Source organism: Pseudomonas sp. H3_E04 (genome assembly GCF_054668915.1).
On record NZ_CP162797.1, the window covers coordinates 1,700,194 to 1,725,106 of the forward strand.

Annotated in this window: 25 protein-coding genes; 14 read left to right on the forward strand and 11 right to left on the reverse strand. The window is 58.4% G+C overall.

Annotated elements, in window-relative coordinates; translation table 11 throughout:
* Positions 1–206: 206 nt before the first annotated feature.
* Complete coding sequence (locus tag AB4N53_RS07565; protein ID WP_460119495.1) at positions 207–1,325, reverse strand: sugar diacid recognition domain-containing protein; 1,119 nt, start codon at positions 1,323–1,325, stop codon at positions 207–209.
* 171 nt (positions 1,326–1,496) lie between these two features.
* Between AB4N53_RS07565 and AB4N53_RS07570 the strand changes: the two genes are divergently transcribed.
* The 3 genes from AB4N53_RS07570 to rarD all read left to right on the forward strand — a co-directional run bounded on the left by AB4N53_RS07570 (position 1,497) and on the right by rarD (position 5,080).
* A complete protein-coding gene (locus tag AB4N53_RS07570) occupies positions 1,497–2,807 on the forward strand; it encodes an MFS transporter (protein ID WP_460119497.1) in 1,311 nt (436 codons plus the stop codon).
* A gap of 119 nt (positions 2,808–2,926) precedes the next feature.
* Complete coding sequence (locus tag AB4N53_RS07575) at positions 2,927–3,940, forward strand: aldo/keto reductase (protein ID WP_460119499.1); 1,014 nt, start codon at positions 2,927–2,929, stop codon at positions 3,938–3,940.
* Positions 3,941–4,198: 258 nt separating this feature from the next.
* The gene (rarD, locus tag AB4N53_RS07580) at positions 4,199–5,080 is read left to right on the forward strand and encodes an EamA family transporter RarD (protein WP_460119501.1); all 882 of its coding nucleotides are present in this window, start codon (positions 4,199–4,201) and stop codon (positions 5,078–5,080) included.
* Between the two features lie 138 nt (positions 5,081–5,218).
* On the opposite strand, the gene hppD is transcribed toward rarD, so the two are convergent.
* Positions 5,219–6,295: a 4-hydroxyphenylpyruvate dioxygenase gene (gene hppD / locus AB4N53_RS07585; protein ID WP_016774910.1), complete on the reverse strand. Its 1,077-nt coding sequence runs from the start codon at positions 6,293–6,295 to the stop codon at positions 5,219–5,221.
* Between the two features lie 352 nt (positions 6,296–6,647).
* Here hppD and AB4N53_RS07590 point away from each other — a divergent pair, with 352 nt between their 5' ends.
* Together AB4N53_RS07590 and AB4N53_RS07595 are read left to right on the forward strand one after the other, a co-directional pair.
* The gene (locus AB4N53_RS07590; RefSeq protein WP_460119503.1) at positions 6,648–8,183 is read left to right on the forward strand and encodes an EAL domain-containing protein; all 1,536 of its coding nucleotides are present in this window, start codon (positions 6,648–6,650) and stop codon (positions 8,181–8,183) included.
* Positions 8,184–8,410: 227 nt separating this feature from the next.
* Entirely contained in the window at positions 8,411–8,776 is a 366-nt protein-coding gene (locus AB4N53_RS07595; RefSeq protein WP_039762749.1) for a histone-like nucleoid-structuring protein, MvaT/MvaU family, read from the forward strand.
* 216 nt (positions 8,777–8,992) lie between these two features.
* Here AB4N53_RS07595 and AB4N53_RS07600 read toward each other — a convergent pair whose 3' ends face one another.
* On the reverse strand, positions 8,993–9,511 hold the full coding sequence (locus tag AB4N53_RS07600) for a DUF4946 domain-containing protein (RefSeq protein WP_460119505.1): 519 nt from the start codon (positions 9,509–9,511) through the stop codon (positions 8,993–8,995).
* Positions 9,512–9,648: 137 nt separating this feature from the next.
* Between AB4N53_RS07600 and gloA the strand changes: the two genes are divergently transcribed.
* The gene (gene gloA / locus AB4N53_RS07605) at positions 9,649–10,170 is read left to right on the forward strand and encodes a lactoylglutathione lyase (protein WP_101157207.1); all 522 of its coding nucleotides are present in this window, start codon (positions 9,649–9,651) and stop codon (positions 10,168–10,170) included.
* Positions 10,171–10,346: 176 nt separating this feature from the next.
* On the opposite strand, the gene ahpF is transcribed toward gloA, so the two are convergent.
* From ahpF to AB4N53_RS07620, 3 genes are all read right to left on the reverse strand, one after another.
* Entirely contained in the window at positions 10,347–11,909 is a 1,563-nt protein-coding gene (gene ahpF, locus AB4N53_RS07610; protein ID WP_460119508.1) for an alkyl hydroperoxide reductase subunit F, read from the reverse strand.
* Positions 11,910–12,033: 124 nt separating this feature from the next.
* Positions 12,034–12,597, reverse strand: a complete 564-nt coding sequence (gene ahpC, locus AB4N53_RS07615) for an alkyl hydroperoxide reductase subunit C (RefSeq protein ID WP_016774916.1) — start codon at positions 12,595–12,597, stop codon at positions 12,034–12,036.
* Positions 12,598–12,734: 137 nt separating this feature from the next.
* Positions 12,735–13,673 (reverse strand): site-specific integrase, encoded by a 939-nt coding sequence (locus tag AB4N53_RS07620; protein WP_460119510.1) that lies wholly within the window; start codon positions 13,671–13,673, stop codon positions 12,735–12,737.
* A 177-nt stretch (positions 13,674–13,850) separates the two neighbouring features.
* Here AB4N53_RS07620 and AB4N53_RS07625 point away from each other — a divergent pair, with 177 nt between their 5' ends.
* The gene (locus AB4N53_RS07625) at positions 13,851–14,867 is read left to right on the forward strand and encodes a DNA-binding protein (RefSeq protein ID WP_460119512.1); all 1,017 of its coding nucleotides are present in this window, start codon (positions 13,851–13,853) and stop codon (positions 14,865–14,867) included.
* Here AB4N53_RS07625 and gorA read toward each other — a convergent pair.
* Together gorA and galU are read right to left on the reverse strand one after the other, a co-directional pair.
* Complete coding sequence (gorA, locus tag AB4N53_RS07630; protein WP_460119514.1) at positions 14,864–16,222, reverse strand: glutathione-disulfide reductase; 1,359 nt, start codon at positions 16,220–16,222, stop codon at positions 14,864–14,866. The genes AB4N53_RS07625 and gorA overlap by 4 nt on opposite strands.
* 129 nt (positions 16,223–16,351) lie before the next feature.
* On the reverse strand, positions 16,352–17,191 hold the full coding sequence (galU, locus tag AB4N53_RS07635) for a UTP--glucose-1-phosphate uridylyltransferase GalU (RefSeq protein ID WP_024013124.1): 840 nt from the start codon (positions 17,189–17,191) through the stop codon (positions 16,352–16,354).
* Positions 17,192–17,448: 257 nt separating this feature from the next.
* Between galU and AB4N53_RS07640 the strand changes: the two genes are divergently transcribed.
* Together AB4N53_RS07640 and AB4N53_RS07645 are read left to right on the forward strand one after the other, a co-directional pair.
* Positions 17,449–17,634 (forward strand): hypothetical protein, encoded by a 186-nt coding sequence (locus tag AB4N53_RS07640; protein ID WP_016774922.1) that lies wholly within the window; start codon positions 17,449–17,451, stop codon positions 17,632–17,634.
* A 140-nt stretch (positions 17,635–17,774) separates the two neighbouring features.
* Positions 17,775–18,062 carry a hypothetical protein gene (locus AB4N53_RS07645; protein ID WP_460119516.1) on the forward strand — a complete coding sequence of 96 codons (288 nt, stop codon included), beginning with the start codon at positions 17,775–17,777 and terminating at the stop codon, positions 18,060–18,062.
* 2 nt (positions 18,063–18,064) lie between these two features.
* Here AB4N53_RS07645 and AB4N53_RS07650 read toward each other — a convergent pair whose 3' ends face one another.
* Together AB4N53_RS07650 and AB4N53_RS07655 are read right to left on the reverse strand one after the other, a co-directional pair.
* A complete protein-coding gene (locus tag AB4N53_RS07650) occupies positions 18,065–18,295 on the reverse strand; it encodes a hypothetical protein (protein WP_039762740.1) in 231 nt (76 codons plus the stop codon).
* A gap of 72 nt (positions 18,296–18,367) precedes the next feature.
* Entirely contained in the window at positions 18,368–18,724 is a 357-nt protein-coding gene (locus AB4N53_RS07655) for a hypothetical protein (protein WP_071172600.1), read from the reverse strand.
* Between the two features lie 211 nt (positions 18,725–18,935).
* Here AB4N53_RS07655 and AB4N53_RS07660 point away from each other — a divergent pair, with 211 nt between their 5' ends.
* The 4 genes from AB4N53_RS07660 (at position 18,936) to ada (ending at position 21,258) form a co-directional block, all read left to right on the forward strand.
* Complete coding sequence (locus tag AB4N53_RS07660; protein ID WP_007912251.1) at positions 18,936–19,238, forward strand: DUF1883 domain-containing protein; 303 nt, start codon at positions 18,936–18,938, stop codon at positions 19,236–19,238.
* 34 nt (positions 19,239–19,272) lie between these two features.
* A complete protein-coding gene (locus AB4N53_RS07665; protein WP_460119519.1) occupies positions 19,273–19,437 on the forward strand; it encodes a hypothetical protein in 165 nt (54 codons plus the stop codon).
* A 7-nt stretch (positions 19,438–19,444) separates the two neighbouring features.
* Positions 19,445–20,116 (forward strand): DNA oxidative demethylase AlkB, encoded by a 672-nt coding sequence (gene alkB / locus AB4N53_RS07670; RefSeq protein WP_460119521.1) that lies wholly within the window; start codon positions 19,445–19,447, stop codon positions 20,114–20,116.
* A gap of 80 nt (positions 20,117–20,196) precedes the next feature.
* A complete protein-coding gene (gene ada / locus AB4N53_RS07675; RefSeq protein WP_460119523.1) occupies positions 20,197–21,258 on the forward strand; it encodes a bifunctional DNA-binding transcriptional regulator/O6-methylguanine-DNA methyltransferase Ada in 1,062 nt (353 codons plus the stop codon).
* Here the strand turns inward: ada and acuI are convergent.
* On the reverse strand, positions 21,248–22,231 hold the full coding sequence (gene acuI / locus AB4N53_RS07680; protein ID WP_460119525.1) for an acrylyl-CoA reductase (NADPH): 984 nt from the start codon (positions 22,229–22,231) through the stop codon (positions 21,248–21,250). The two genes, ada and acuI, sit on opposite strands and share 11 nt — an antisense overlap.
* 186 nt (positions 22,232–22,417) lie before the next feature.
* Between acuI and AB4N53_RS07685 the strand changes: the two genes are divergently transcribed.
* Positions 22,418–24,862: an autotransporter gene (locus AB4N53_RS07685; RefSeq protein ID WP_460119526.1), complete on the forward strand. Its 2,445-nt coding sequence runs from the start codon at positions 22,418–22,420 to the stop codon at positions 24,860–24,862.
* The last annotated feature ends 51 nt before the right edge of the window (positions 24,863–24,913 follow it).

Genomic DNA, 24,913 nt, shown 5'->3' on the forward strand with positions numbered 1-24,913 from the left:
CCGGTTGCAGTGGCGTTCATGCTGCCAGCGGTCGCGGGCGATGACGCCGGTCGGCTGCACAAGTGGCGTCGGCGTTTATTGTTCATTTCCACAAAAGACTTGCATTGGATGATCCGGCCCCTTCGCGAGCAGGCTCGCTCCCACATTTGAAATACATGCCACTGTGGGAGCGAGCCTGCTCGCGAAGGGGCCCCGAAATACACCGATCAATTCGGATCAGTCTGCGGCAACAGCTGCACCCCCAGATACAACGCCAGCATCCCGTCCAGCTTCAACGGATCAACCCCGCTCAACTCGGCAATCCGTTCCATGCGATAGCGCAGGCTGTTGCGATGAATGCCCAACGCCTCGGAGCAGGCCTGGCTCTGCCCGTCGTGCTCGCACCAACTGCGCAGGGTCGCCAGCAATTGACCGTTGCTGTCCTTGGCGATGACCTTGCGCAGTGGTTTGAGCAGTTCGTCCAGCGCATCGTCGTTGCGATGACGCCACAGCATGACCGGCAAGCGATAACGATTGAGCGTCAGCAGTCTCGAATTCGGCAGCACGTCACGACCATACGCCAGCAAGTCGCCGACCCGTCGATAACAGCGGCGCAACCCGGCGAGGCCATCCGCCTGCCCGCCGACGGCGATGCGCAGGATCTTCCAGCCGAGGCCATCGAGCTTTTCCAGCAGGCGATCGTGCTCGACGTTCTGGCTCGCCGGCCGACACCACAACAGCGATGACTTCGCCGAACTCATGCACCAACTGTCGGGGTAACGCGAGGTCAGCCACGCACTCAGTGCCTCGACGGTTTGCCCCGGGCCGTGCTCAAGCCCCAGCTCGAACAGATACGGCACCCGTGTCAATTGCGGCTTGAGCCCTAGCTGCTGCGCCTCATCAATCAGACGCGGCGAATCCCCCGCCTCGCTCAGCAGCAACGCCAGCAGATCATCGCAACGCTGCCGTCGCCACTGTTGCTCGGCCTGCTGGTTGCGCTGGCCGACGAGCATTTCCGCGGTCATGCGCACCAGTTCAGCGTAGGTGCGCAATTGCTCCGGCTCGCCGGTGATGCCGAGTACACCGATCAAGCGCTGATCGAGCAACAGCGGCAGGTTGATCCCCGGCTGCACGCCTTTGAGATGCACCGCCGTCTGCGCATCGATTTCCACCACGCGCCCGTTGGCCAGCACCAATTGCGCGCCTTCATGCCGGGTGTTGATGCGCTCCGGTTCACCGCTGCCCAGGATCAGGCCCTGACTGTCCATGACGTTAACGTTGTACGGCAAAATGGCCATGGCCCGGTCGACGATGTCCTGGGCAAGGTCGTGATCGAGTTCGAACATAGCGGCGGCAATCCTTCATTTCAGGCACAAGCGGTTGTTCAGCCGCACAGGGTCTGGCGGCAAACCCTGTGCTCAGGCACAAAGACAATCCGGCCAAAGGTGGCCGAGACTCTCAGGGCGATCAACGTTACCCTTTGCATCGCAAAAAATCATAATAAAGAGAGAGCCGCTATGTCGCAGAGCGCCGCAGCTACCCAGACCATCGATGACGGTAAAAACGCCGTCTACAAGCGCATCACCCTGCGTTTGATTCCCTTCATTTTCATCTGCTACCTGTTCAACTACCTCGACCGGGTCAACGTTGGCTTCGCCAAACTGCAGATGCTCGATGCACTGAAATTCAGCGAAACCGTATATGGCCTCGGCGCCGGGATTTTCTTCATCGGCTACGTGCTGTGCGGCGTGCCGAGCAACCTGGCACTGACCCGCTTCGGTCCTCGGCGCTGGATTGCCTTGATGATGATCACCTGGGGCACACTGTCGACCTGCCTGTTGTTCGTCACCACCCCGACCGAGTTCTACACCCTGCGCTTTTTCACCGGTGCGGCTGAGGCCGGTTTCTTCCCGGGCGTCGTGCTGTATCTCTCGCAGTGGTTCCCGACCTTTCGTCGCGGGCGGATCATGGCGCTGTTCATGTCGGCAATCCCGGTCTCCGGTTTGCTCGGCAGCCCTTTTTCCGGCTGGATCCTTAACCACTTCGCTGCTGGCCAAGGTGGCCTGGCTGGCTGGCAATGGATGTTCCTGCTGCAAGGCATTCCGACGGTGATCCTCGGTGCGCTGGCGTATTTCCTGTTGAGCGACAGCTTCGCCAATGCAAAATGGCTGACCGCCCACGAACGCGCGGTGCTCGAAGCCGACCACGCCGAAGACCTCGCCAACAAACCGAAAACCGCCACCGACTCGCTGCTTGCGGTGTTCAAGAACCCTGCGATCTGGGCCTTCGGCCTGATCTATTTCTGCATCCAGAGCGGCGTGTATGCGATCAACTTCTGGCTGCCGTCGATCATCAAGAACCTCGGCTTCAGCGATAACCTGGTGATCGGCTGGCTGAGTGCGATTCCGTATCTGCTCGCAGCGGTGTTCATGCTGATCGTCGGCCGCTCGGCGGACTTGCGCAAGGAGCGCCGCTGGCACTTGGTGGTGCCGATGCTGATGGGCGCTGTCGGTCTGGTGATTGCAGTGAATTTCGCAGCGAATCCGGCGATTGCGATTCTCGGTCTGACGATCGCTACCATGGGCGCGCTGACTGGCCTGCCAATGTTCTGGCCAGTGCCAACCGCCATGCTGAGCGCGGGCGCGGCGGCTGGTGGGCTGGCGCTGATCAACTCGATGGGGCAGATGGCCGGGTTCTTGAGCCCGTATCTGGTGGGCTGGGTCAAGGACAGCACCGGCTCGACGGATGCGGCGCTGTATGTGCTGGCGGCGGTGATCGTCGGAGGGAGTCTGCTGGCGTTGCGGATGACGCGGACGTTGCGGGCCTGAACTTCGCGCATGACCAAAACGGCCCTTTCGGGCCGTTTTTTTATTCGGTTTCACTTTTCCGCCTCTAACGCTTCTGGTATTTGATTGATTCCCCACCCACCGACAAAAAGGATTTCGGCATGAGCTATCGCACACTGGGCCACTCGGGCTTGCAGGTTTCCACGCTCACCCTCGGCTCGATGATGTTCGGCGAGCAGACCAGCGCCGGAGACTCGCTGCGGATCATCGACAAGGCCTGGGATCAAGGCATCAATTTCATCGACACCGCCGACGTTTACACCAATGGCCGTTCCGAAGAAATCGTCGGTGAAGCGATCGCCCGCCATCGCCACGAATGGGTGCTCGCGACCAAGGTCGGTTTCGGCCCGGTAGACGGTGTGCCGAACCGCAGCGGTCTGAGCCGCAAACACATTTTCAACGGACTCGAAGCCAGCCTCACGCGGCTCGGTACTGATTATGTCGACATCTATTACCTGCACCGCGAAGACCACAACACGCCGCTGGAAGTCAGTGTCTCGGCGATTGGCGATCTGATTCGCCAGGGCAAGATTCGCTACTGGGGCCTGTCGAACTATCGCGGCTGGCGGATCGCCGAGGTGATTCGCATCGCCGACAAGCTCGGCGTTGATCGCCCGGTAATCAGCCAGCCGCTGTACAACATCGTCAACCGCCAGGCCGAGACCGAGCAGATCACCGCCGCGCAAGCCTACGGCCTTGGCGTAGTGCCTTACAGCCCCTTGGCTCGCGGCGTGCTCAGCGGCAAGTACGCACCCGATGTGACGCCGGACGCCAACAGCCGCGCCGGGCGTCAGGACAAGCGCATCCTCGAAACGGAATGGCGTGTGGAATCGCTGCGCATTGCTCAGCAGATTCAGCAATACACCGAGCAGCGCGGCGTCGGCATGGTCGAGTTTGCGATTGCCTGGGTGCTGAACAACAGTGCGGTGACCTCGGCGATTGTCGGCCCGCGCACTGAACAGCAGTGGGACGCCTACACGCTGGCGCAAGCGGTGAAGATCACCGCAGAAGACGAGGCGTTTATCGATTCGCTGGTGACACCGGGACATGCTTCGACCCCGGGGTTCAACGATGTGAGCCATTTTGTGTCGGGTCGTAAACCGCGCCCGGCCTAAAACTGCATAAGCGGGGAATGAGCGGCGTAAGCAGATTGCGGGTTTTATACAAATCGAATGTGGCAGCGAGCCTGCTCGCGAAGCGGCAACAGACGCAACATCTATACTGAATCGGCTGGCCTCTTCGCGAGCAGGCTCGCTCCCACAGGTTTTGTGCCTGGCTCCAGGATGTGGGAAATAATGAGCATCCGCTCAATATTCAGCACAAAAACCACGTATCCTGCGCGCCCCGTTCAACCTTCACGCCGCGAGGGCAGTTTGTCTAAAGGTATCGCTTTATCAGTTTCGGCCTCGGTGCTGTTTGCCGTCATGTATTACTACACGTCGCTGCTGACGCCTCTGAGCGGCGTGGAAATTTTCGGCTGGCGCATGCTCCTGACCGTGCCGTGCATGACCGTGTTCATGCTGGTTTCCGGCGAATGGCGGCGGGTTCTGGAGCTGTTCCGATTGATCGCGGCCAGGCCGAAGCTGATTGCCGGGCTGCTGGTTTCCTCGGCCCTGCTCGGCGTGCAGTTGTGGCTGTTCATGTGGGCGCCGCTCAACGGCTACAGCCTGGATGTATCGCTGGGCTATTTCCTGTTGCCCCTGGCGATGGTGCTGACCGGGCGGATTGCCTACGGCGAGAACTTGTCTTATCTGCAAAAAATCGCAGTGTTTTTTGCCAGCCTCGGCGTGTTGAACGAGTTGTATCAGGTTGGTGGCTTTTCCTGGGCGACACTGGTGGTCGTGGTCGGTTATCCGCTTTACTTTGTACTGCGCAAATACCTGAAAACCGACAACCTGGGTGGCCTGTGGGTCGACATGACCCTGATGCTGCCGGTCGCTTACTGGTTTGTGCAGGGCGGCGAACAGGGCCTGGCCGTGTTCGATCAATATCCGGGACTGATGTGGCTGATTCCGCTGCTCGGCCTGATCAGTGCTTCCGCGCTGGTGGTGTACATCATCGCCAGCCGCTTGCTGCCGTTCAGTCTGTTTGGCTTGTTGAGTTATGTGGAACCGGTGCTGTTGCTCGCGGTGGCGTTGTTGCTGGGGGAAAGCATCAAGTCGGGCGAGTGGCTGACTTACATTCCGATCTGGCTGGCGGTAGTGGTGCTGGTTTTCGAGGGATTCAAACACTTGACGCGCCAACGCCGCTCTTAAAAGCAAAAGATCGCAGCCTTCGGCAGCTCCTACAGGAAAAATGCATTCCAAATGTAGGAGCTGCCGAAGGCTGCGATCTTTTGATCTTAAAAAATCCCGGCTCTGCATCGCTGCAGGCCGGGATTTTTTCATTTCAGATTACTCGGTGGTCAGTACACCACGACGCACCTGGTCACGCTCGATCGATTCGAACAGCGCCTTGAAGTTGCCCTCGCCGAAACCATCGTCGCCCTTGCGCTGGATGAACTCGAAGAACACCGGGCCCATCAGGGTTTCAGAGAAGATCTGCAGCAGCAAACGCTTGTCGCCCTGCTCCGACGCACCGTCGAGCAGGATGCCGCGCGATTGCAGCTGATCGACCGGCTCGCCGTGGTTTGGCAGGCGACCTTCGAGCATTTCGTAGTAAGTGTCCGGCGGCGCGGTCATGAAGCGCATGCCGATTTTCTTCAACTGATCCCAAGTCTTGATCAGGTCGTCGGTGAGGAACGCAACGTGCTGGATGCCCTCGCCGTTGAACTGCATCAGGAACTCTTCGATCTGCCCGGCGCCCTTGGACGACTCTTCGTTGAGCGGAATACGGATCATACCGTCCGGTGCGGTCATGGCTTTGGACGTCAGGCCGGTGTATTCGCCCTTGATATCGAAGTAACGGATTTCACGGAAGTTGAACAGCTTCTCGTAGAAGTTCGCCCAGTAGGCCATGCGACCGCGATACACGTTGTGGGTCAGGTGGTCGATGATCTTCAGGCCGGCACCGACCGGGTTGCGATCAACGCCTTCGATAAACACGAAGTCGATATCGTAAATCGAGCTGCCTTCGCCGAAACGGTCGATCAGGTACAGCGGGGCACCGCCAATGCCTTTGATTGCCGGCAGGTTCAGTTCCATCGGACCGGTTTCGATATGGATCGGCTGAGCGCCGAGTTCGAGTGCGCGGGAATAGGCTTTCTGCGAATCCTTGACGCGGAACGCCATGCCGCAAACGGACGGGCCATGTTCGGCAGCGAAGTACGAGGCGACGCTATTGGGTTCGTTGTTGAGGATCAGGTTGATGGCGCCCTGACGGTACAGGTGCACGTTCTTGGAGCGGTGGGTCGCGACCTTGGTGAAGCCCATGATTTCGAAGATCGGCTCCAGCGTGCCGGGAGTCGGCGCTGCGAACTCGATGAACTCAAAGCCCATCAGGCCCATTGGGTTTTCGTATAAATCTGCCATGGTGACGCCTCATCATTTCTTATCAATTAACCAGGGTTATTTGTCAGGAAAGTGATGTGCAGGGAGGCGCACAGGAGATGCCACGCACGCTGCGGGCGAGGAAGTCTCCGTAGATCAGTTGAAACCCGAATATCTTCATTGTCGACCCAAGGCTCTTGCGGGCGAGGCTTCTGCTGCCAGAAGACGATTATTATTGTATGCGTAACCCGATTCTACACAGCGTAACCAGGCCTGTCTGCCCTCTGTATAAAATCCCTTTTTTTGCGTACGGCACAAGAGCCATCTGCCATCTATTCTCCCCTCTGGCTCAGTTGTTGACCGGGGCCCGATTTCGAAGCCACAGGATGTGTCCATGCCACTGACTGCACGATCCCGCCGCAAACGCAGCACCCGCATCGTCGTAACCCTGCTCAGCGGTCTGCTGCCAATCGTGCTGGGCAGTGTGATTCTCTATATGCAGGCGGAACGAACTCTGGAGCAAAGCGCTGCCGAAACTGCCGAGCAAGCTTTACGCCAGTTCGAGCTGATGCTCGACAACACCGCCGAGGCGGCGCGAATCCTGTTGCCGTTAGCGGGTAAAGACTGTGAAGAAGTGAAACTGGCCTTGCGCGAACAGGTGACCCGTCGCCCTTTCGTTCGCTCGACCAATCTGGTTTGGGAGAACAATCTCTATTGCAGCTCACTGTTCGGCCAGTTCACGGAAGCTGTCAATGCCGGGAACTACTACGAGGGCAAACTATGGCTGATGAATGGCAATCCCGTGACACCCGATACGGCATTGCTGATCTATCGTCTCAGCGACGGTCCTGGTGGCGCATTGACCACGCTTGATGGTTATCACCTGAGCAATATCCTGCGTCTGATCGGTCGCCAGACACTACTGATGCTGCGCGTGGGCAATGACTGGCTGTCCGCAGACGGCAAAGTTCATCAGGGGCCGCTGCCAGCTTTGCCGGTTGCGCATAGCGTGCTTGAATCCGCGCGTTATGGCTTCAGCGTCTCGGCTGGTTACCGCGATGGTGAAACCTGGCGTTACATGGCGGCTGAGTATCCACCCCTGTTCAGCCTGTTGATTTTCTTCGGCGCAGTTTCCGGTGCGATTGGCCACTTCGTGCAGAAACGCTCAACCTCCCCCAGCCACGAAATGCTGCGCGCGCTGGAAGCCGGTGAGTTCATTCCGTACTTCCAGCCCGTGGTTCACGCCGACACCAAGCAATGGTCGGGCGCCGAAGTACTGATGCGCTGGAATCATCCCAAAGAGGGGCTGGTGCGCCCGGATCTGTTTATTCCATTTGCCGAGCATTCGGGCTTGATCGTGCCGATGACCCGCTCTCTGATGCAACAGACGGCCGTCCTGCTGGGTGCACAATCTGCAACCTTCGACAAACCGTTTCATATCGGCATCAACATCACAGCCAGCCATTGCCAGGACCTGGAGCTGGTTGAGGACTGTCGCGATCTTCTGGCAGCATTTGAGCCGGGCAGTGTGGAACTGGTGCTGGAATTGACGGAGCGCGAGCTGATCGAGCCGAACGACATCACTCTGCAGCTCTTCGAGCAGTTGCACGCGCTAGGTGTAAAAATCGCGATTGACGACTTCGGTACGGGGCACTCAAGCCTTGGTTATCTGCGCACCTTCAATGTCGACTTTCTGAAAATCGATCAGAGCTTCGTGGCCATGATCGGGATAGACGCGTTATCGAGGCATATTCTCGATTCCATCATCGAGCTGTCCGCCAAACTGGACTTGGGTATTGTTGCCGAAGGTGTCGAAACACAGGCTCAGGCTGATTATCTGACTGAGCATAACGTTAAGTTTCTGCAGGGCTACTTGTACGGTAAACCGATGCCTGCCGCTGATTTTATCGACACATTATCTCATCATTAACTACACCGGACGACCCGCCGAACAGCCGCACCAAATTGATACAAAAAGTCATTGTTGTTACATGAAGACAACATCAGGATTTACTCTTGTCGCATTAACTACTACAATTTTTTCAACCTGAGCCAGACTGACAGGTGAGCCTATTATCACCGAGTCGCTTCACGGCTCTTGGCTTATAGCTTTGTTTGCGGTTGGTATCAGCCAAACACACTATTGGAGTAAAGATATTGTCCAGACTCGCTGAATTTCGCGCAGCTGAAAAGGCCCTTCAGGAACAGCTCAAACAGCTGGAATCGCTGAAGAACGATGCCGGGCTCAAGAAAGAAATCGAATTCGAAGAAAAGCTCCAGGGACTGATGAAAACCTATGGCAAAGGCCTGAAAGACATCATCGCCATCCTCGATCCAAACCCGGCAAAGTCCGGTCTGCAGCAGTCCGCAGCGCCGAAGACCCGTCGCGCTCGCGTCGTCAAGGTTTACCAGAATCCGCACACCGGCGAGCTGATCGAAACCAAAGGCGGCAACCATCGCGGTCTGAAAGCCTGGAAAGAACAGTACGGTGCGTCCACCGTTGATTCCTGGTTGCGCGGTTAATCTGACGCCAATAAAAAGCCCTGCTCGATGCAGGGCTTTTTTATTGACAATATCTAACAAATGAAATGATTTTCATCGAACAAGTTCGGCATCTGTGTAACGCTGCTGAATCATCACGCCTAAACATTTTGCTGCTTGATGTTGCGCCGAGCACCGGGCCCAACTTTGTGGTTAATCCCTTCCGGCAATCAAGCATTCGCTAGTTAGTACGAACGTTTATAGTTTCAGGCTGTTCCGCGCCGCCTGTATGTCGTCGGCGCTCGCCTTATAAACGTCGGCCTGACCGGCGTAAGAAAGTACATAAGCCTTGTCTTTTTCTACGGCCACTACCAATGTTTGGGATAAAACGTGTCGACCGTTTTCCGTCACCGTGCAGGTTGTTTCCAAGCCAGTCAGTGAACCCAGTGCCGCCGGATGAATGCGGTTGCAGACGCTCTGATAGCCACTACGAAAGAAATCCTTCTGGATGGATTTGCGCATTTCCAGCAACACGCCTTGCAAATTGACCTGATGCCCCGCCTCCACTTGGGTCATGGTCAGCTCCATCACCATTACTTGATTACCGTCGGCATCGTGTTTCACCGCTCTTTGTCGAGAGACTGGCGGCGCGGTATCTGGCAACGCCTCGATCTCCCAGCCCGTCGGCCAAGTGATGCTGGGTTCGGCCATGACAGGGCAAACCACAGCCGACGACAATGCAAAAAAAACAAACACGGATTTAAACAGTCGGATCATTGCCGGACGCACTCGTAGACAGAAGGCAAAGTCTGAGCCCCGCCCTCGCGCAGGGCAAGCCCGCGTTGCATTTGGCGATGCCGGCCGGCATGCGTATCATTGCGTCCAATCACTCGCCCATTGTTATTGGAGGGCCCATGAGCCTCAACGAACTGAACACTTTTCCCGGTGTGACTGCCACGCCAGACAGCGCAACCCGCAACTTCGTGTTCAACCACACCATGCTGCGCGTGAAGGACATCACCAAGTCGCTGGATTTCTACACCCGTGTACTGGGTTTCTCGCTGGTCGAAAAGCGTGATTTCCCTGAAGCCGAGTTCAGCCTGTACTTCCTCGCATTGGTCGATAAAGCACAGATCCCGACCGATGCCGCTGCACGTACCGAGTGGATGAAGTCGATCCCGGGCATTCTCGAACTGACCCACAACCACGGCACCGAAAACGATGCCGACTTCGCCTATCACAACGGCAACACCGACCCGCGCGGCTTCGGCCACATCTGCATTTCGGTGCCGGACATCGTCGCAGCGTGTGCACGCTTTGAAGAGCTGGGCTGCGATTTCCAGAAGCGCCTCACCGATGGCCGCATGAAGAGCCTGGCGTTTATCAAGGATCCGGATGGCTACTGGGTCGAGATCATTCAGCCTGCGCCGCTGTAACTGACGGTATAAATCCAATTGTGGGAGCGAGCCTGCTCGCGAAGGCGGTATGTCATTCAACGATGATGTTGGCTGATTAGACGCTTTTGCGAGCAGGCTCGCTCCCACATTTGCTTTTGTGACAGGCAAAAAAAACCCATGATCGCTCATGGGTTTTTTCATTTCAGACCTGACGATTACGCCGGTGCCGAAGTCCGGATCAAATGATCGAATGCACTCAGCGAAGCCTTGGCGCCCTCGCCCACTGCGATCACGATCTGCTTGTACGGCACAGTCGTCACGTCGCCCGCTGCAAAGATCCCCGAGATCGAAGTCTCGCCACGATTATCGACAATGATCTCGCCACGCGGCGACAGCTCGATGGTGCCCTTCAGCCAATCGGTGTTTGGCAGCAGACCGATCTGTACAAAGATGCCTTCCAGCTCAACCGTGCGCAATTCCTCAGTGGTGCGGTCCTTGTAGCGCAGGCCGTTGACCTTCTCGCCATTGCCGGTGACTTCAGTGGTTTGCGCACTGGTGATCACGGTGACGTTCGGCAGGCTGTGCAGTTTGCGCTGCAACACGGCGTCGGCACGCAGTTGCACATCGAATTCCAGCAGCGTTACGTGCGACACGATACCGGCCAGATCGATGGCCGCTTCAACACCGGAGTTACCGCCGCCGATCACTGCAACACGCTTGCCCTTGAACAATGGACCGTCACAGTGCGGGCAGTACGCCACGCCTTTGTTGCGGTATTCCTGCTCGCCTGGGACGTTCATTTCGCGCCAGCGTGCGCCGGTCGCAAGAATCACGCTCTTGGCTTTCAGAGTCGCGCCGCTGGCGAAGTGGACTTCGTGCAGCTCGCCATTTTTGCCGGGGATCAGCTTGTCGGCACGTTGCAGGTTCATGATGTCGACGTCGTACTGCTTGACGTGCTCTTCCAGCGCCGTGGCCAGTTTCGGCCCTTCGGTTTCCTGAACGGAAATGAAGTTCTCGATGGCCATGGTATCCAGCACCTGACCACCAAAACGCTCAGCCGCGACACCGGTGCGGATGCCTTTACGTGCGGCATAGATAGCCGCCGAAGCACCGGCCGGGCCACCACCAACGACCAGTACATCAAAGGCCTCTTTGGCGCTGATTTTCTCGGCCTGACGCTCAATCGCGCCGGTGTCGAGCTTGGCGAGGATTTCCTCAAGGCCCATGCGGCCCTGGCCGAAGTTCTCGCCGTTGAGGTAGATGCTCGGCACGGCCATGATCTTGCGATCGTTGACTTCGTCCTGGAACAGCGCGCCGTCGATGGCGACGTGGCGGATGTTCGGGTTGAGCACGGCCATCAGGTTCAGCGCCTGGACGACGTCCGGGCAGTTCTGGCAAGACAGCGAGAAGTAGGTCTCGAAGCTGAACTCGCCTTTGAGCGAGCGAATCTGCTCGATCACTTCAGCACTGGCCTTCGACGGGTGGCCGCCGACTTGCAGCAGGGCCAGCACCAGCGAGGTAAATTCGTGCCCCATTGGAATCCCGGCAAAGCGCAGACTGATATCAGCGCCCGGGCGGTTGATCGAGAACGATGGCTTGCGGGCATCATCACCGCTGTCGATCAGGGTAATTTGGCTCGAAAGACTGGCAACGTCTTTCAGCAGTTCCAGCATTTCACGGGATTTCGCACCGTCGTCGAGGGATGCAACGATCTCGATCGGTTGGGTGACCCGTTCCAGGTACGATTTCAACTGGGCTTTAAGATTGGCGTCCAACATACGGGCGATTTCCTTTATTTGAGGCGAAAAAAAGCCCGAGCGAATCTCGCCCGGGCATTTTTATTGGGCGGTGCAGCTAACTTAAGAAGGTGCGGCGTGCCGCCCTGCGTTGCATGTCACAGACTTAGATCTTGCCGACCAGGTCCAGCGACGGAGCCAGAGTGGCCTCGCCTTCTTTCCACTTGGCCGGGCAAACTTCGCCTGGATGTGCAGCGACGTACTGAGCAGCCTTGATCTTGCGCAGCAGCTCGGAAGCGTCACGGCCAACGCCGCCATCGTTCAGCTCAACGATTTTGATCTGGCCTTCAGGGTTGATCACGAAGGTGCCACGGTCAGCCAGACCAGCCTCTTCGATCAGTACGTCGAAGTTGCGGGAGATGACGTGGGTCGGGTCGCCGATCATGGTGTATTCGATTTTGCCGATGGCTGGCGAAGTGTTGTGCCAGGCAGCATGAGCAAAGTGGGTGTCGGTCGAAACGCTGTAGATTTCCACGCCCAGCTTCTTGAACTCAGCGTAGTTGTCAGCCAGGTCTTCCAGCTCGGTTGGGCACACGAAGGTGAAGTCGGCTGGGTAGAAGAACACTACGGACCACTTGCCTTTCAAGTCAGCATCCGAGACTTGAACGAAGTCGCCGTTTTTGAACGCGGTAGCTTTGAACGGTTTTACTTGGCTGTTGATGATAGGCATCGATGACTCTCCGTCAGGGGTTATGAAGTTGATGGGTGAATCCTACCCACTCACTCGACGGAAGGCTCATTGGCAAACCTGATACTGCTGATTTGTTTTCGCTATTAGCTGACTGTATTAATAGAAGAAAACGATCTCTACGGTTGATCCGGCTTATCCATAATCCGAGCCATTCCCTGGAATGGGCTGACCTCAACATAGCGCATGGCGGATTTCATGTCCTTCCAGCCGACGTAGCTCATCAGCGATTTCAGGTCCCAGCCGCTTTGATGCGCCCATGTGGCAAAGCCACGCCGCAGCGAATGGCTGGTGTAGTTGGCGGCGGCAATCCCGGCGCGCTGCAAGGCCTGGCGCAACAAGGGAATGATGCTGTTGGCGTGCAAACCCTCCTCGCTCAGATTGCCCCAGCGATCAATGCTGCGGAACACCGCGCCGCGTACCAGCGCAGCCTCTGTAATCCATTCGATATAGGCCTGCACTGGGCACAGCTTGAGCAGCGCTGGGGCCTGATAGGTCTGCCCGAGGTTTTCCCGGTCGCCCTTGCTGCGCGGCAAATACAAAGTGATGCCCTTGCCAGCACTCGCCTGCACATGCTCGATCTGCAGGCGGCACAACTCATCGCTGCGAAAGCCACGCCAGAAGCCCAGCAGAATCAGCGCCCGATCCCGATAAGCCTTGAGCAGGGTCGGGCGATCCTGTTCTTGCCGCGCGATCTGTGCTTCCTGTTCCAGCCAATCGATGACGCGCTGCAAATCCTGCAGTTGCAACGGTTCGGCCTGTTTTTCCTGCGCCGGATGCAAAGCACGAATGCCCTTGAACACCTTGCGCACCACCGGCGCCTTGGTCGGGTCGGCAAAACCCTGGCTGTTGTGCCACTGCGCCAACGCGGACAGGCGCAATTTGAGGGTGTTGATCGACAGCACTCCAGCGTGCTCTACCAGATAGCGCGTAATGCTGTCAGCGGTGGCCGGCAGAAATCCGCCCCACGTCACCTCGAAATGCTCGATGGCCATGCGATAGCTGCGACGGGTGTTGTCGCGGGTGGCGGCTTGCAGATAGCGATCAATGTCATTCATGGGCAGTTTTCTCGCTGGCGTACTGGGTCAGACATGCAGAGGCGCATTTTGCCGCCTGACATTGGGTAATACCAGTATATCCCGCCTGTTTAATTTCAAATATTTACCTATATTTTCAGCATGGTACACTGCGTAATTTAGTGGCATGTACCACAGTACGTAACCGTAGGAGTTCACATGGCCCGTGGCGGCATTACCAAAGCACTGGTGCAAATCGCGCGCACAGCGATCCTGGCTCGCGGCGAACACCCAAGCATCGATGCAGTACGCATCGAAATGGGCAACACCGGCTCGAAAACCACGATCCATCGCTACTTGAAAGAACTGGATGACGGCGCACAGCCAACAGAAGCGTCAGCAGAACCGATCGATGATGAGCTGACCGCCCTCGTCTCTCGCCTCGCCCAGCGCCTGAAAGAACAGGCGCAGGAGCCCATCGAGCAAGCCCGCGAACAGTTCGAGGAACAACGTGAAGCACTGGAAGGCGAGCTGAAACAGACGCGCCAGGCGCTGGAAAAACTCGAACACGACCACGACATTCAGGGCGCCGCCCTGCAACGCGAATCCGAGGCGCTGAGCAACACCCGCTCGATGCTGCAGACCGAACAGACGCGCAACGCCGGTCTCAACCAGGCTTTGGCCGACTTCGAACTGCGCTTGCAGGACAAGGACGAGCAGATTCGCTCGCTGGAAGAGAAGCACCTGCACGCCCGTGATGCGCTGGAGCATTACCGCAACGCCACCAAGGAACAGCGCGAGCAGGAACAGGCCCGCCATGAGGGGCAAATCCAGCAGATCCAGGCCGAACTGCGTCAAGCCCAGCAGAGTGCACTGGTACGTCAGGATGAGATCACGCAGTTGCACCGCGACAACGAACGCCTGCTTACCGAAAACCGTGGCACCCAGCGCGAGCTGAACTTGTTGCAGGACCAGCTCAAGCAGAGCAATCAGCGTCAGGATCAATTGCTTGAGCAGGCGACGCGCATGGACAGCGAGCGCACCCTCCTCCAGGAACGTCTGCGCGTGGCAACACTGGAAAGCCAGGCACTCAAGCAGAGCGTCGACGAGCAGACGCAGCTCAATCAGTCACTGGAAAAGGAATTGCTCAAGGCTCAGGCAAGCCTGGAAGACAGCCTGCGCCTGGCGGCTACCGTTGCGGCAGCGCCAGACTCGGCCAAAGCGAAGGATGTTTAAGCGCTGACCGGCGTGCGCATGGTCACAAACTCTTCGGCAGCCGTCGGGTGCACCCCGATGGTGTCGTCGAAGTCGCGCTTGGTCGCGCCCGCCTTCAACGCAATCGCCAGACCTTGCACGATCTCGCCAGCGTCCGGGCCGACCATGTGGCAGCCAAGTACCTTGTCGGTCCTGGCGTCGACCACCAGCTTCATCAGGGTTTTCTCCTGACAGTCAGTCAGGGTCAGCTTCATCGGCCGGAAGCGGCTCTCGAAAATCACCACCTCGTGGCCGCATTCGCGCGCCTCTTCTTCGCTTAATCCGACCGTGCCGATGTTCGGCAGACTGAACACGGCGGTCGGGATCATCTTGTAGTCCACCGGGCGGTATTGCTCGGGCTTGAACAGACGCCGCGCCACGGCCATCCCCTCAGCCAGTGCAACCGGGGTCAGTTGCACGCGACCGATAACATCGCCCAGCGCCAGAATCGACGGTTCGGTAGTCTGATACTCGTCGTCGACTTTGATGAAGCCCTTGTCGTCGAGCTGCACATCAGTGTTTTCCAGGCCCAGATTGTCGAGCATCGGACGTCGGCCGGTGGCGTAGAACACGCAATCGGCTTCGAGTACGCGACCATCCTTGAGCGTCGCCTTCAAGCTGCCGTCAGCCTGCTTGTCGATGCGTGCGATGTCGGCGTTGAATTGCAGATCGAGCCCGCGCTTGGTCAATTCTTCCTGCAGATGCTTGCGCACCGAACCGTCGAAGCCGCGCAGGAACAGATCGCCGCGATACAGCAGCGTGGTGTTGGCGCCAAGGCCATGGAAAATCCCGGCGAACTCGACGGCGATGTAACCGCCGCCAACTACCAGCACGCGCTTGGGCAACTCTTTCAGGAAGAACGCTTCGTTTGAACCGATTGCGTGTTTATGCCCTGGGATTTCCGGGATCTGCGGCCAACCGCCAGTCGCGATCAGGATATTCTTGGCGGTGTAGCGCTCGCCATTGACCTCTACCTCGTGCGGCCCGACGATTTTCGCGTGCGCCTCGTGCAAGGTCACTCCGCTGTTGAGCAGCAGATTGCGATAAATACCGTTGAGGCGATTGATCTCGCGATCCTTGTTGGCGATCAGCGTGGCCCAATCAAAATTCGCCTCACCCAGATTCCAGCCGAAACCGGAAGCCTGCTCGAAGTCTTCGGCAAAATGCGCGCCGTAAACCAAAAGCTTCTTCGGCACGCAGCCGACGTTGACGCAGGTGCCGCCCAGATAGCGACTCTCGGCCACCGCCACTTTCGCCCCGAAACCAGCGGCAAATCGCGCAGCGCGCACACCGCCGGAACCGGCACCAATCACATAAAGATCAAAATCGTAGGCCATTTCTATCTCCTCGGCAGGCCATCAGCATACCCGCAGACATCCATTGGGCAAGCACTGCTATCCATATAAGGGCGGAAAATGAAAAAGCCACCCGGAGGTGGCTTTCTTTTGCAGACGAGGCAGATGCTATTAGTAAGCTTTGCCAGTCTTGTAGAAGTTTTCGAAGCAGAAATTTGTTGCGTCGATATAGCCTTCCGCACCACCGCAGTCGAAACGCTTGCCCTTGAACTTGTAGGCCATCACGCAGCCGTTCTGGGCCTGCTTCATCAGGGCATCGGTGATCTGGATTTCGCCGCCCTTGCCTGGCTCGGTCTGTTCGATCAGGTCGAAGATGTCCGGGGTCAGGATGTAGCGACCGATGATCGCCAGGTTCGACGGCGCATCTTCCGGCTTTGGTTTCTCGACCATGCTGTGCACACGGTAGATGTCGTCCCGGATCATTTCGCCAGCGATAACACCGTACTTGTTGGTTTCCTGCGGATCGACTTCCTGGATCGCAACGATCGAGCAGCGGAACTGCTTGTACAGCTTGACCATTTGGGTCAGTACGCCGTCACCATCGATGTTGACGCACAGGTCATCCGCCAGGACCACGGCGAACGGTTCGTCACCGATCAGCGGGCGGCCTGTCAGGATTGCGTGGCCCAGACCTTTCATTTCAGTCTGACGGGTGTAGGAGAACGAGCACTCGTCCAGCAGCTTGCGGATACCGACCAGGTATTTTTCCTTGTCGGTGCCCTTGATCTGGTTTTCGAGCTCGTAGCTGATGTCGAAGTGGTCTTCCAGAGCACGCTTGCCACGGCCGGTGACGATGGAAATCTCAGTCAGGCCCGCGTCCAGTGCTTCTTCAACGCCGTACTGGATCAGTGGCTTGTTTACCACCGGCAGCATTTCTTTAGGCATGGCTTTGGTCGCTGGGAGGAAGCGAGTGCCGTAACCGGCTGCTGGAAACAAGCATTTCTTGATCATATAAGTCCTTGAAAAGGCTGTGTGTACGAGTTTCGGGGCAGTCTAATCAGGCGGCGTGCGCCTTACAATGCCCCGCGCTGGCTAACCGATGCCAACATAGAGAAATATTCGCGCGGATAGTTCCTTGCGGTTTTTTCAGCGGCGAATTCAGCGTAGCTCAAGATCCGGGCAAACTGGATCACCATACGCTTATCAGCCCCCAATGCGAGCATTTGCCGCTATCATGGCGCCTTTGAACCAGCGAACGAGAAGACCAGATGGCTGCGGTAAAAATCATCAACGGGTATGTGATCGACAAGAAAGATGGCAAGTGGACGCTGACCACCACCAACGGCGAACACATCGCCGGGCCTTTCGACAGCGAGCAGATGGCGACGGATGTAGCCTCGGTGTTCACCGATACACCTGCTTCTTCCAAGCGCCGTGGCAAAGATCAGGACTGATCCTGCCAGCACTTGCGCCAAGCCCTGCCAGAACGCAGGGCTTTTTTGTGCCTTGTTGGCAAACAAGTGGCCAATCGCTATAACCTTTTCATCACGGCGCTGTCAGAGCATCCAGTCCCCCACTTGAAGATCACGCAACCATGAACCTGAACAAACTGCAGCTGCTTTTCGCGGTATTGGTATTGAGCGGCTGTGCCACTTCGCAGCCCACTTATCTGAACAATGGCGAACAAGGCCTGAGCATCGACTGCTCTGGCGAAGCCAACTCTTGGGCCATGTGCTACGAGAAGGCAGATGCCTCATGCGCCGGCACCGGTTATCGCATCGTCGGCACTGATGGCACACCGGCACCCAAGGAAGATGACAAAACCCTGGGCGTTGACGTTGGCAACTACAAGACCCGCAACGTCGTGGTCGTCTGCAAATAAGCCTACATGTGGATTTCGGCGAACTTGATCCCGAGGCCACGGACGACCTCGATCAGATCATCGAGCCGACTGAAGGACTCGACTTCATCATTGTCGTCCACCAGGAAGTAGCTGCGCCCTGCACTCTTCTTGAAAAACACGATCCACTCACCGGGATTGGCCGGGTTCTGGATGACGTGGGTGGCAGAGATAAGGCCCTCTGCGTGGCGTTCGCGCACGTGCTCTCGCTTCATCGCAACTCCAAAAATGACAATGCCGTCACAGCAGGACTGTGACGGCATCGGGTGCTGATGTTCGGTAGTCTATCAGCCGGAAATGCAGGCGTTCGCGGCTTTCTGCACATCGTGAGGGCGGACCGGCACATTGGACATGCGCTCATGCAGCTTGATGCTGCTGCCGCCAGCGCGATCTTCGATATCAAACACGGCTGCCGGGCCCGAAGACAGTTTACCCGGGACGATCACTCGCACCCCGTCCTTCTGCGGCTGGACTTGCAACGCGCCACGGCTGTCAGCGAGCTTGTCGGTCAGGCACTGCGCATACTCCTGGGGCTTTTTGCCGGAGATCACGCTCATGGTTGGCAGCGTCTCATTGATTTCGGAAACATTTGCACAACCGGCCATCGCCAGAATCAACGGCACACACACCACACCCCACTTCATATGAATCCTCCGTTAAAGACCGTCCGACAGCACAAATGCCGCTTTTCTCCGGGGCCTTGTGCATTTAACCCGCCCGCCGTGGCGAAGTTCTGTTCAAAATTTGTCAAAGCATCGCCCGACGGCCAGATAATAACCCGTGCGGGCTGATAAACTGCGCCCATCGACAAGCTATCGTTTTGATTTAGTAGAAAAAGCCCTTCTGGAGGCGCCCATGAAATTCATTCACCAGCGCGAGCACCTCAACGAAGACGACATCGTCGTCATTCAATGCTCGCAGATGTGCAACATCCGTTTGATGAACGACGCCAACTTCCGCAGCTTCAAAAACGGCGGTCGTCACACCTACCACGGCGGCGCGTTCGACACTTTCCCGGCGCGCATCACCGCACCGAGCACCGGTTTCTGGAACATCACCATCGACACCGTCAACCGCCGCGCGATCAGCGTGACGCGCAAGCCGACGCTGACCCATTCGATCAAGATCATCCGTCGCTCCAGCACTAAACTGAGCTGAGACGCACAGCCCATTTTGAAAGGAAACCACCACCGTGGCGCAAAAAACCAAATACGTGATCAAGTACAAACTGGACGGTGAACAGCGTTTCGAGTTCGCTGAACTGGAAACCGGCACTGACGAGGAAGCGAAAGCGGCGCTGAAGAAAATGCACGCTGACGAAGAACTCACTGACATCAAGGTCAGCAAAGCGCTGTAACCGAATCATGCAACCGACCACGTTTGACCTGTTCGCCGACAACGAACCCGTACAGCAAGCCCGCGCCGAGCAGATCGGCGAACAATCGTGGGTGCTGCGCGGATTCGCCTTGCCGCAGGTCGAGCAACTGCTGACCGAACTTGACGCGATTCTTGTCGCCGCCCCGCTACGCCACATGGTCACGCCCGGCGGTTTCAGCATGTCGGTCGGCACCAGCAGCTGCGGGCAACTGGGCTGGATTACCGACCGCAGCGGTTATCGTTACTCCAGCGTCGATCCCCTCAGCGGCTTGCCGTGGCCGTCGATGCCGGCGGTGTTTGCCGAACTGGCGCACGAAGCGGCCGAGCGCGCCGGTTTCAAGAATTTTCACGCCGATTCCTGCCTGATCAACCAATACGTCCCCGGCGCCAAGATGTCGCTGCATCAGGACAAGGACGAAAAGGGCTATGCCGCGCCCATCGTTTCGTTGTCGCTGGGATTGCCGGCGATGTTTCTGTTTGGCGGTTTCGAACGCAGCGACAAAAGCCAGCGCATCCCGCTGCTACATGGCGACATGGTGGTCTGGGGCGGCGTGGATCGTCTGCGCTATCACGGCGTGCTGCCAATAAAACCCGGCCATCACCCGCTCTTGGGCGAGCGGCGCATCAACATCACCTTCCGCGTCGCGGGCGTTCAATAAAAGTTTGACCGCAAGGCGCGGAGTGTCGCGGGTTACGATGCTGGTTAACCTGACTCAAACAGGTCAACGGATTCCCTCTCATGGACACGCTTTCGAAGACGATCAGCATTGAAGACGATCCACGCTGGGCCGCGGTGGTGGCGCGCGATACGCGTGCGGACGGGCAATTTGTCTACGCGGTAAAAACCACCGGCGTCTATTGCCGACCGAGCAGCCTGGCGCGGTTGCCCAAGCCGCAGAACGTCGAGTTTTTTGAAACCGCCGAACTGGCCGAAGCGGCGGGATACCGGCCGAGCAAACGCGCCAGCAAGGATCAGAATGATGCGCAGCATGCAGCGATCATTGCTGCAGCCTGCCGGCAGATCGAGGCGTGCGAGACGCTGCCGGCGCTCAGCAACCTCGCGGCCAGCGCTGGCCTTAGCCCTTTTCATTTCCACCGCCTATTCAAAACGGCGACAGGCCTGACGCCCAAGGCCTACGCCACGGCGAATCGTTCACGCAAGCTGCGGGCCCGGCTGGCCGACGGCGGCTCGGTGACCGATGCGCTGTATGACGCCGGTTTCAATTCCAACAGCCGCTTCTACGCATCAGCCGATCAACTGCTGGGCATGAAACCCACCGACTACCGCGCCGCCGGGCAGAACAACGACATTCGCTTCGCCGTCGGCCAATGCTCGCTCGGGGCGATTCTGGTGGCACAAAGCGAACGGGGGATCTGTGCGATTCTGCTTGGAGACGATCCGCATCAACTGGTCTGCGATCTGCAGGACCAGTTTCGCAAAGCCAATCTGATTGGCGCCGACCGCGAATTTGAACAGTTGGTCGCCAGCGTCGTCGGTTTTGTCGAAGCGCCTGCGACGGGCCTGAACTTGCCGCTGGATATCCGCGGCACAGCGTTTCAGGAGCGCGTCTGGCAGGCTCTGCGTGAGATTCCCGCAGGCCGCACCGCCAGTTACGCCGAGATCGCGCAACGCATTGGCGCACCGACTTCAATGCGCGCGGTGGCCCAGGCTTGCGGGGCCAACCGCCTGGCGGTGGCGATTCCCTGCCACCGCGTGGTGCGCAGCGATGGCAATCTTTCCGGCTACCGCTGGGGCGTCGAGCGTAAACGTCAGTTGCTGGCGCGCGAACTCAACGATTGACGTCGACCACCACCCTGCCCCGCAGTTGCCCGGCGAGCAGTTTGGGCGCGGCCTCAAGGGCTTCGCTCAAACTGATTTCATGACTGATCAATGGCAGTAACGACAAATCCAGATCCTTGGCCAGCCGGTCCCAAGCCTCGATACGGCGCGTCTTGGGCTGGGTCACGCTGTTGATCCCGGCCAGCGTCACGCCGCGCAGAATGAACGGCGCTACCGAGGCCGGGAAGTCCATGCCCTGAGCCAATCCGCACGCCGCGACCACGCCCTCCGAGCGCGTGCTGGCGCAGGCATTCGCCAGCGTATGACTACCGACTGAGTCGACCACCGCCGCCCAACGCTCCTTCGCCAATGGCTTGCCCGGCTCGGACAAGATGGCTCGATCAATGATTTCGGCAGCGCCCAATTGCTGCAGGTATTCATGCTCGGACACACGGCCGGTAGATGCCACAACCCGGTATCCCAACTTGCTGAGCAAGGCGATCGCAAAGCTGCCGACTCCGCCATTGGCTCCGGTGACCAGCACTTCGCCGTGATCCGGCGTTACGCCATGGCGCTCCAGCGCCAAAATGCACAGCATCGCCGTGTAGCCTGCGGTGCCGATGGCCATGGCTTGCGCCGGAGAGAACGCTTCAGGCAGTGGAATCAGCCAGTCACCGTTGAGCCGGGCCTTTTGCGCCAGCCCGCCCCAGTGGCTCTCACCGACGCCCCAGCCGTTGAGCAGCACCTGATCGCCCGCCTTGAAATCCGCATGCGAACTGGACTCGACAGTCCCCGCCAGATCGATCCCCGGCACCATGGGAAACTTGCGCACCACCGGGCTGCTGCCGGTGATCGCCAATCCATCCTTGAAATTCAGGGTGCTGTACGCGACGTTAACGCTGACGTTGCCTTCGGGGAGTTGCTGCTCATCGATTTGCTGCAGATTGGCGCAATAACCGCTGTCGTCTTTGTCGATCAGAATGGCATTGAACATGACGGCCTCTCGAAGATGATTTGGAAAAAGCATGCCTTGAAATAGCACATCGCAACACATTGCCACACTCGACTTTGCGCTAACTGCTCGATCAGCCGGGTAAATCCACGGTGGGCGGCTATGCTTTTTCGACGGTTGTGTTTTCCCGGTTTCGCCTTGCAAACCGGTGTGTCGATGGAGTTGACGATGCCTTTCCTGAGCGCTTTACCTTCGCTGCTGATGTTATGTCTGCTGACACTTGGCAATGCCTGGGCAGCCGCACCGGCGTCAAAGCCGAATGCGGCGCCAAGCGAGCCGATATGGCCGCAGGTGATCAGCAGCGGCAAGAGCAAGCTGACGGTGTATCAGCCGCAACTCGACAGCTGGGACGGCTATACGCTTAATGCCCGCGCAGCCGTCGAAGCCACAGCCGCCGATGGCAAATCCACCTACGGCATCGTCCAGTTCAGCGCTCATACGCTGGTCGACAAGGCCACTCGCTGGGTCGCGCTCGATCAGTACAAGATCATCAAGGCCGACTTCCCCGCCGATGCCAAACAGGCCGACACGTGGCTCGCCATCCTGAAAAAAGATGCCGAGAGCCGCAAGAAAACCATCTCCCTCGATCAACTGGAAGCGGCGGTCGGCGTGCTCAACGCTGAACAGAAAGCTGACAGCGCACCGCTGGAAAACACCCCGCCGACCATCATCAGCTCCGACAGCCCGGCAATCCTCGTGTACATCGACGGTGAGGCGGCTTATCGGCCGGTGGAAGGAACGGAGCTGCAACGGGTGATCAACACGCGCCCACTTCTGCTCAAGGACGCCGAAGGCAAACACTACCTGCATGTATTTGACGGCTGGATGGTTGCCGATCAATTGGCCGGCGATTACACGCGCCTTGCTGCGCCGCCGGCCAGTCTGGAAAAAGCCAAACAGGCGGCGATCAAGAGTCGCCAGGTGGACCTGCTCACCGGGCAAAGCGATCCGAAGGACAAGATTCCCAGCCTGGCCAAGCCGCCACAGCCGAAAATCTTCATCGCCACCACGCCAACGGAACTGTTGGTCACCGACGGCGCCGCGCAATGGCAACCGATTCAGGGCACCAGCCTGTTGTACGTGAGCAACACCACCGGGCACATCTTCAAGGAAATCGGCGACCAGAACAGTTACGTGCTGATCTCCGGGCGCTGGTTTCGCGCCAGCGACATGAGCGGGCCGTGGACGTTTGTCCCGGCAGACAAATTGCCGGACGACTTTGCCAATATTCCTGACGACAGCGCCAAAGAGAACGTCAAGGCGTCGGTGGCCGGCACGCCACAGGCGCAGGAGGCGGCGATTGCCGCAACCATCCCGCAGACGTCGGCGATCAACAAAAGCGCGGTGAAGATGACTACACCGCAATTTGATGGCGAGCCCCAGCTCAAAGCGATCAGCAATACGCCGCTGCAATACGTGGCCAACAGCGCCACACCGATCATTCGCGTCGACAACGACAGTTGGTGGGCAGTAGAAAATGGCATCTGGTTCAGCGCCACCTCGGTGGGCGGGCCGTGGAGCGTGGCCGCTTCAGTGCCAGCGGTGATTTATTCGATTCCGCCCAGTTCACCGATGCATTACCTCACTTACGTCAAAGTCTACGAGTCCAGTGGCGATACCGTGGTGGTCGGCTACACGCCGGGCTATCAAGGCTCGACGCTGGACCCGGCGACTGGTGTTGTGGTGTACGGCACCGGTTATCCGTATACGCCGTGGGTCGGGAGTGTCTGGTACGGGCCGCCGGTGACCTATGGTTTCGGCGTCGCGATTCGTTACACGCCGTGGACTGGCTGGACCTTCGGCTTCGGATTCGGCTGGAGCTGGGGCGGCAACACCGTCGCCATGGGCTGGGGCTGGGGCGCCTATCCGTGGTGGGGAAATTACGGCTGGGGCTACGCGTGGGGTCCGCGTCTGTACCCGGCGCCGCTGGCCTGGGGTGGCGCGGCCTATGGTTATCGCGGCGGCGCCGTGGCGTGGGGCCCGGGTGGCTGGGCCGGAACGACCGGCAATCTTTTTCATCAGTGGGGCGACCGTGCGACGGTCAGCCGTTATGGCGCAGGTTACAACGCCTGGACCGGCAATCGCTGGGCCGGTCAGGTTGGCGCCTCGTACAACTCGCGTACCGGCATTGCCGCCGCCGGGCAACGTGGCGCGGTGCACAACGCCTACACCGGCAACTACGCTGCCGGGCGCAGCGGCGTGGCAGTCGGCCCGAACGGCGGTGCCATCGCCGGAGAACGGGTTAGCGCTGGCAACGTCCGCAGCGGCACTCACGTCAGTGCCAATCGCGGCGCCGTTTACAACCCCAATACAGGCAACACCACGCAATACGGCGGTATCCATGGCCGCAACGGCGGCGCTGCGCGGGTCGGCGACAACGTTTATGCCGGGCGCGACGGCAACGTTTACAAGAAAACCGACAACGGCTGGCAATCCGTGGCCGGCAGCGGTGCCAACCGAACCAGACCCGCGAACAACAATGCGCAGCTGCAGAATCTCAACCGCGAATCTGCCGCACGCAATGTTGGCAATCAGCGAACGCACAACTTCAACCATTCTTCACAGATGATGAACCGCTCGTTTGGCGGTGGCGGCGGATTGCACCGACGCTGAAAAACTGCACGTCATGTTCAGAATTTCAGACTGGCCCCGCAACCGGTTTTG

What these genes read in the sequence shown, in the direction of transcription:
- ada (WP_460119523.1), top strand. Translation starts at nt 20,197, where the DNA reads ATGGACACGCTTTCGAAGACGATCAGCATTGAAGACGATCCACGCTGG.
- AB4N53_RS07625 (WP_460119512.1), top strand. Translation starts at nt 13,851, where the DNA reads ATGGCCCGTGGCGGCATTACCAAAGCACTGGTGCAAATCGCGCGCACA.
- AB4N53_RS07570 (WP_460119497.1), top strand. Translation starts at nt 1,497, where the DNA reads ATGTCGCAGAGCGCCGCAGCTACCCAGACCATCGATGACGGTAAAAAC.
- AB4N53_RS07575 (WP_460119499.1), top strand. Translation starts at nt 2,927, where the DNA reads ATGAGCTATCGCACACTGGGCCACTCGGGCTTGCAGGTTTCCACGCTC.
- gorA (WP_460119514.1), bottom strand. Translation starts at nt 16,222, where the DNA reads ATGGCCTACGATTTTGATCTTTATGTGATTGGTGCCGGTTCCGGCGGT.
- AB4N53_RS07660 (WP_007912251.1), top strand. Translation starts at nt 18,936, where the DNA reads ATGAAATTCATTCACCAGCGCGAGCACCTCAACGAAGACGACATCGTC.
- AB4N53_RS07640 (WP_016774922.1), top strand. Translation starts at nt 17,449, where the DNA reads ATGGCTGCGGTAAAAATCATCAACGGGTATGTGATCGACAAGAAAGAT.
- AB4N53_RS07650 (WP_039762740.1), bottom strand. Translation starts at nt 18,295, where the DNA reads ATGAAGCGAGAGCACGTGCGCGAACGCCACGCAGAGGGCCTTATCTCT.
- acuI (WP_460119525.1), bottom strand. Translation starts at nt 22,231, where the DNA reads ATGTTCAATGCCATTCTGATCGACAAAGACGACAGCGGTTATTGCGCC.
- ahpF (WP_460119508.1), bottom strand. Translation starts at nt 11,909, where the DNA reads ATGTTGGACGCCAATCTTAAAGCCCAGTTGAAATCGTACCTGGAACGG.
- AB4N53_RS07645 (WP_460119516.1), top strand. Translation starts at nt 17,775, where the DNA reads ATGAACCTGAACAAACTGCAGCTGCTTTTCGCGGTATTGGTATTGAGC.
- AB4N53_RS07565 (WP_460119495.1), bottom strand. Translation starts at nt 1,325, where the DNA reads ATGTTCGAACTCGATCACGACCTTGCCCAGGACATCGTCGACCGGGCC.
- alkB (WP_460119521.1), top strand. Translation starts at nt 19,445, where the DNA reads ATGCAACCGACCACGTTTGACCTGTTCGCCGACAACGAACCCGTACAG.
- gloA (WP_101157207.1), top strand. Translation starts at nt 9,649, where the DNA reads ATGAGCCTCAACGAACTGAACACTTTTCCCGGTGTGACTGCCACGCCA.
- AB4N53_RS07590 (WP_460119503.1), top strand. Translation starts at nt 6,648, where the DNA reads ATGCCACTGACTGCACGATCCCGCCGCAAACGCAGCACCCGCATCGTC.
- AB4N53_RS07655 (WP_071172600.1), bottom strand. Translation starts at nt 18,724, where the DNA reads ATGAAGTGGGGTGTGGTGTGTGTGCCGTTGATTCTGGCGATGGCCGGT.
- AB4N53_RS07620 (WP_460119510.1), bottom strand. Translation starts at nt 13,673, where the DNA reads ATGAATGACATTGATCGCTATCTGCAAGCCGCCACCCGCGACAACACC.
- hppD (WP_016774910.1), bottom strand. Translation starts at nt 6,295, where the DNA reads ATGGCAGATTTATACGAAAACCCAATGGGCCTGATGGGCTTTGAGTTC.
- galU (WP_024013124.1), bottom strand. Translation starts at nt 17,191, where the DNA reads ATGATCAAGAAATGCTTGTTTCCAGCAGCCGGTTACGGCACTCGCTTC.
- AB4N53_RS07600 (WP_460119505.1), bottom strand. Translation starts at nt 9,511, where the DNA reads ATGATCCGACTGTTTAAATCCGTGTTTGTTTTTTTTGCATTGTCGTCG.
- ahpC (WP_016774916.1), bottom strand. Translation starts at nt 12,597, where the DNA reads ATGCCTATCATCAACAGCCAAGTAAAACCGTTCAAAGCTACCGCGTTC.
- AB4N53_RS07685 (WP_460119526.1), top strand. Translation starts at nt 22,418, where the DNA reads ATGCCTTTCCTGAGCGCTTTACCTTCGCTGCTGATGTTATGTCTGCTG.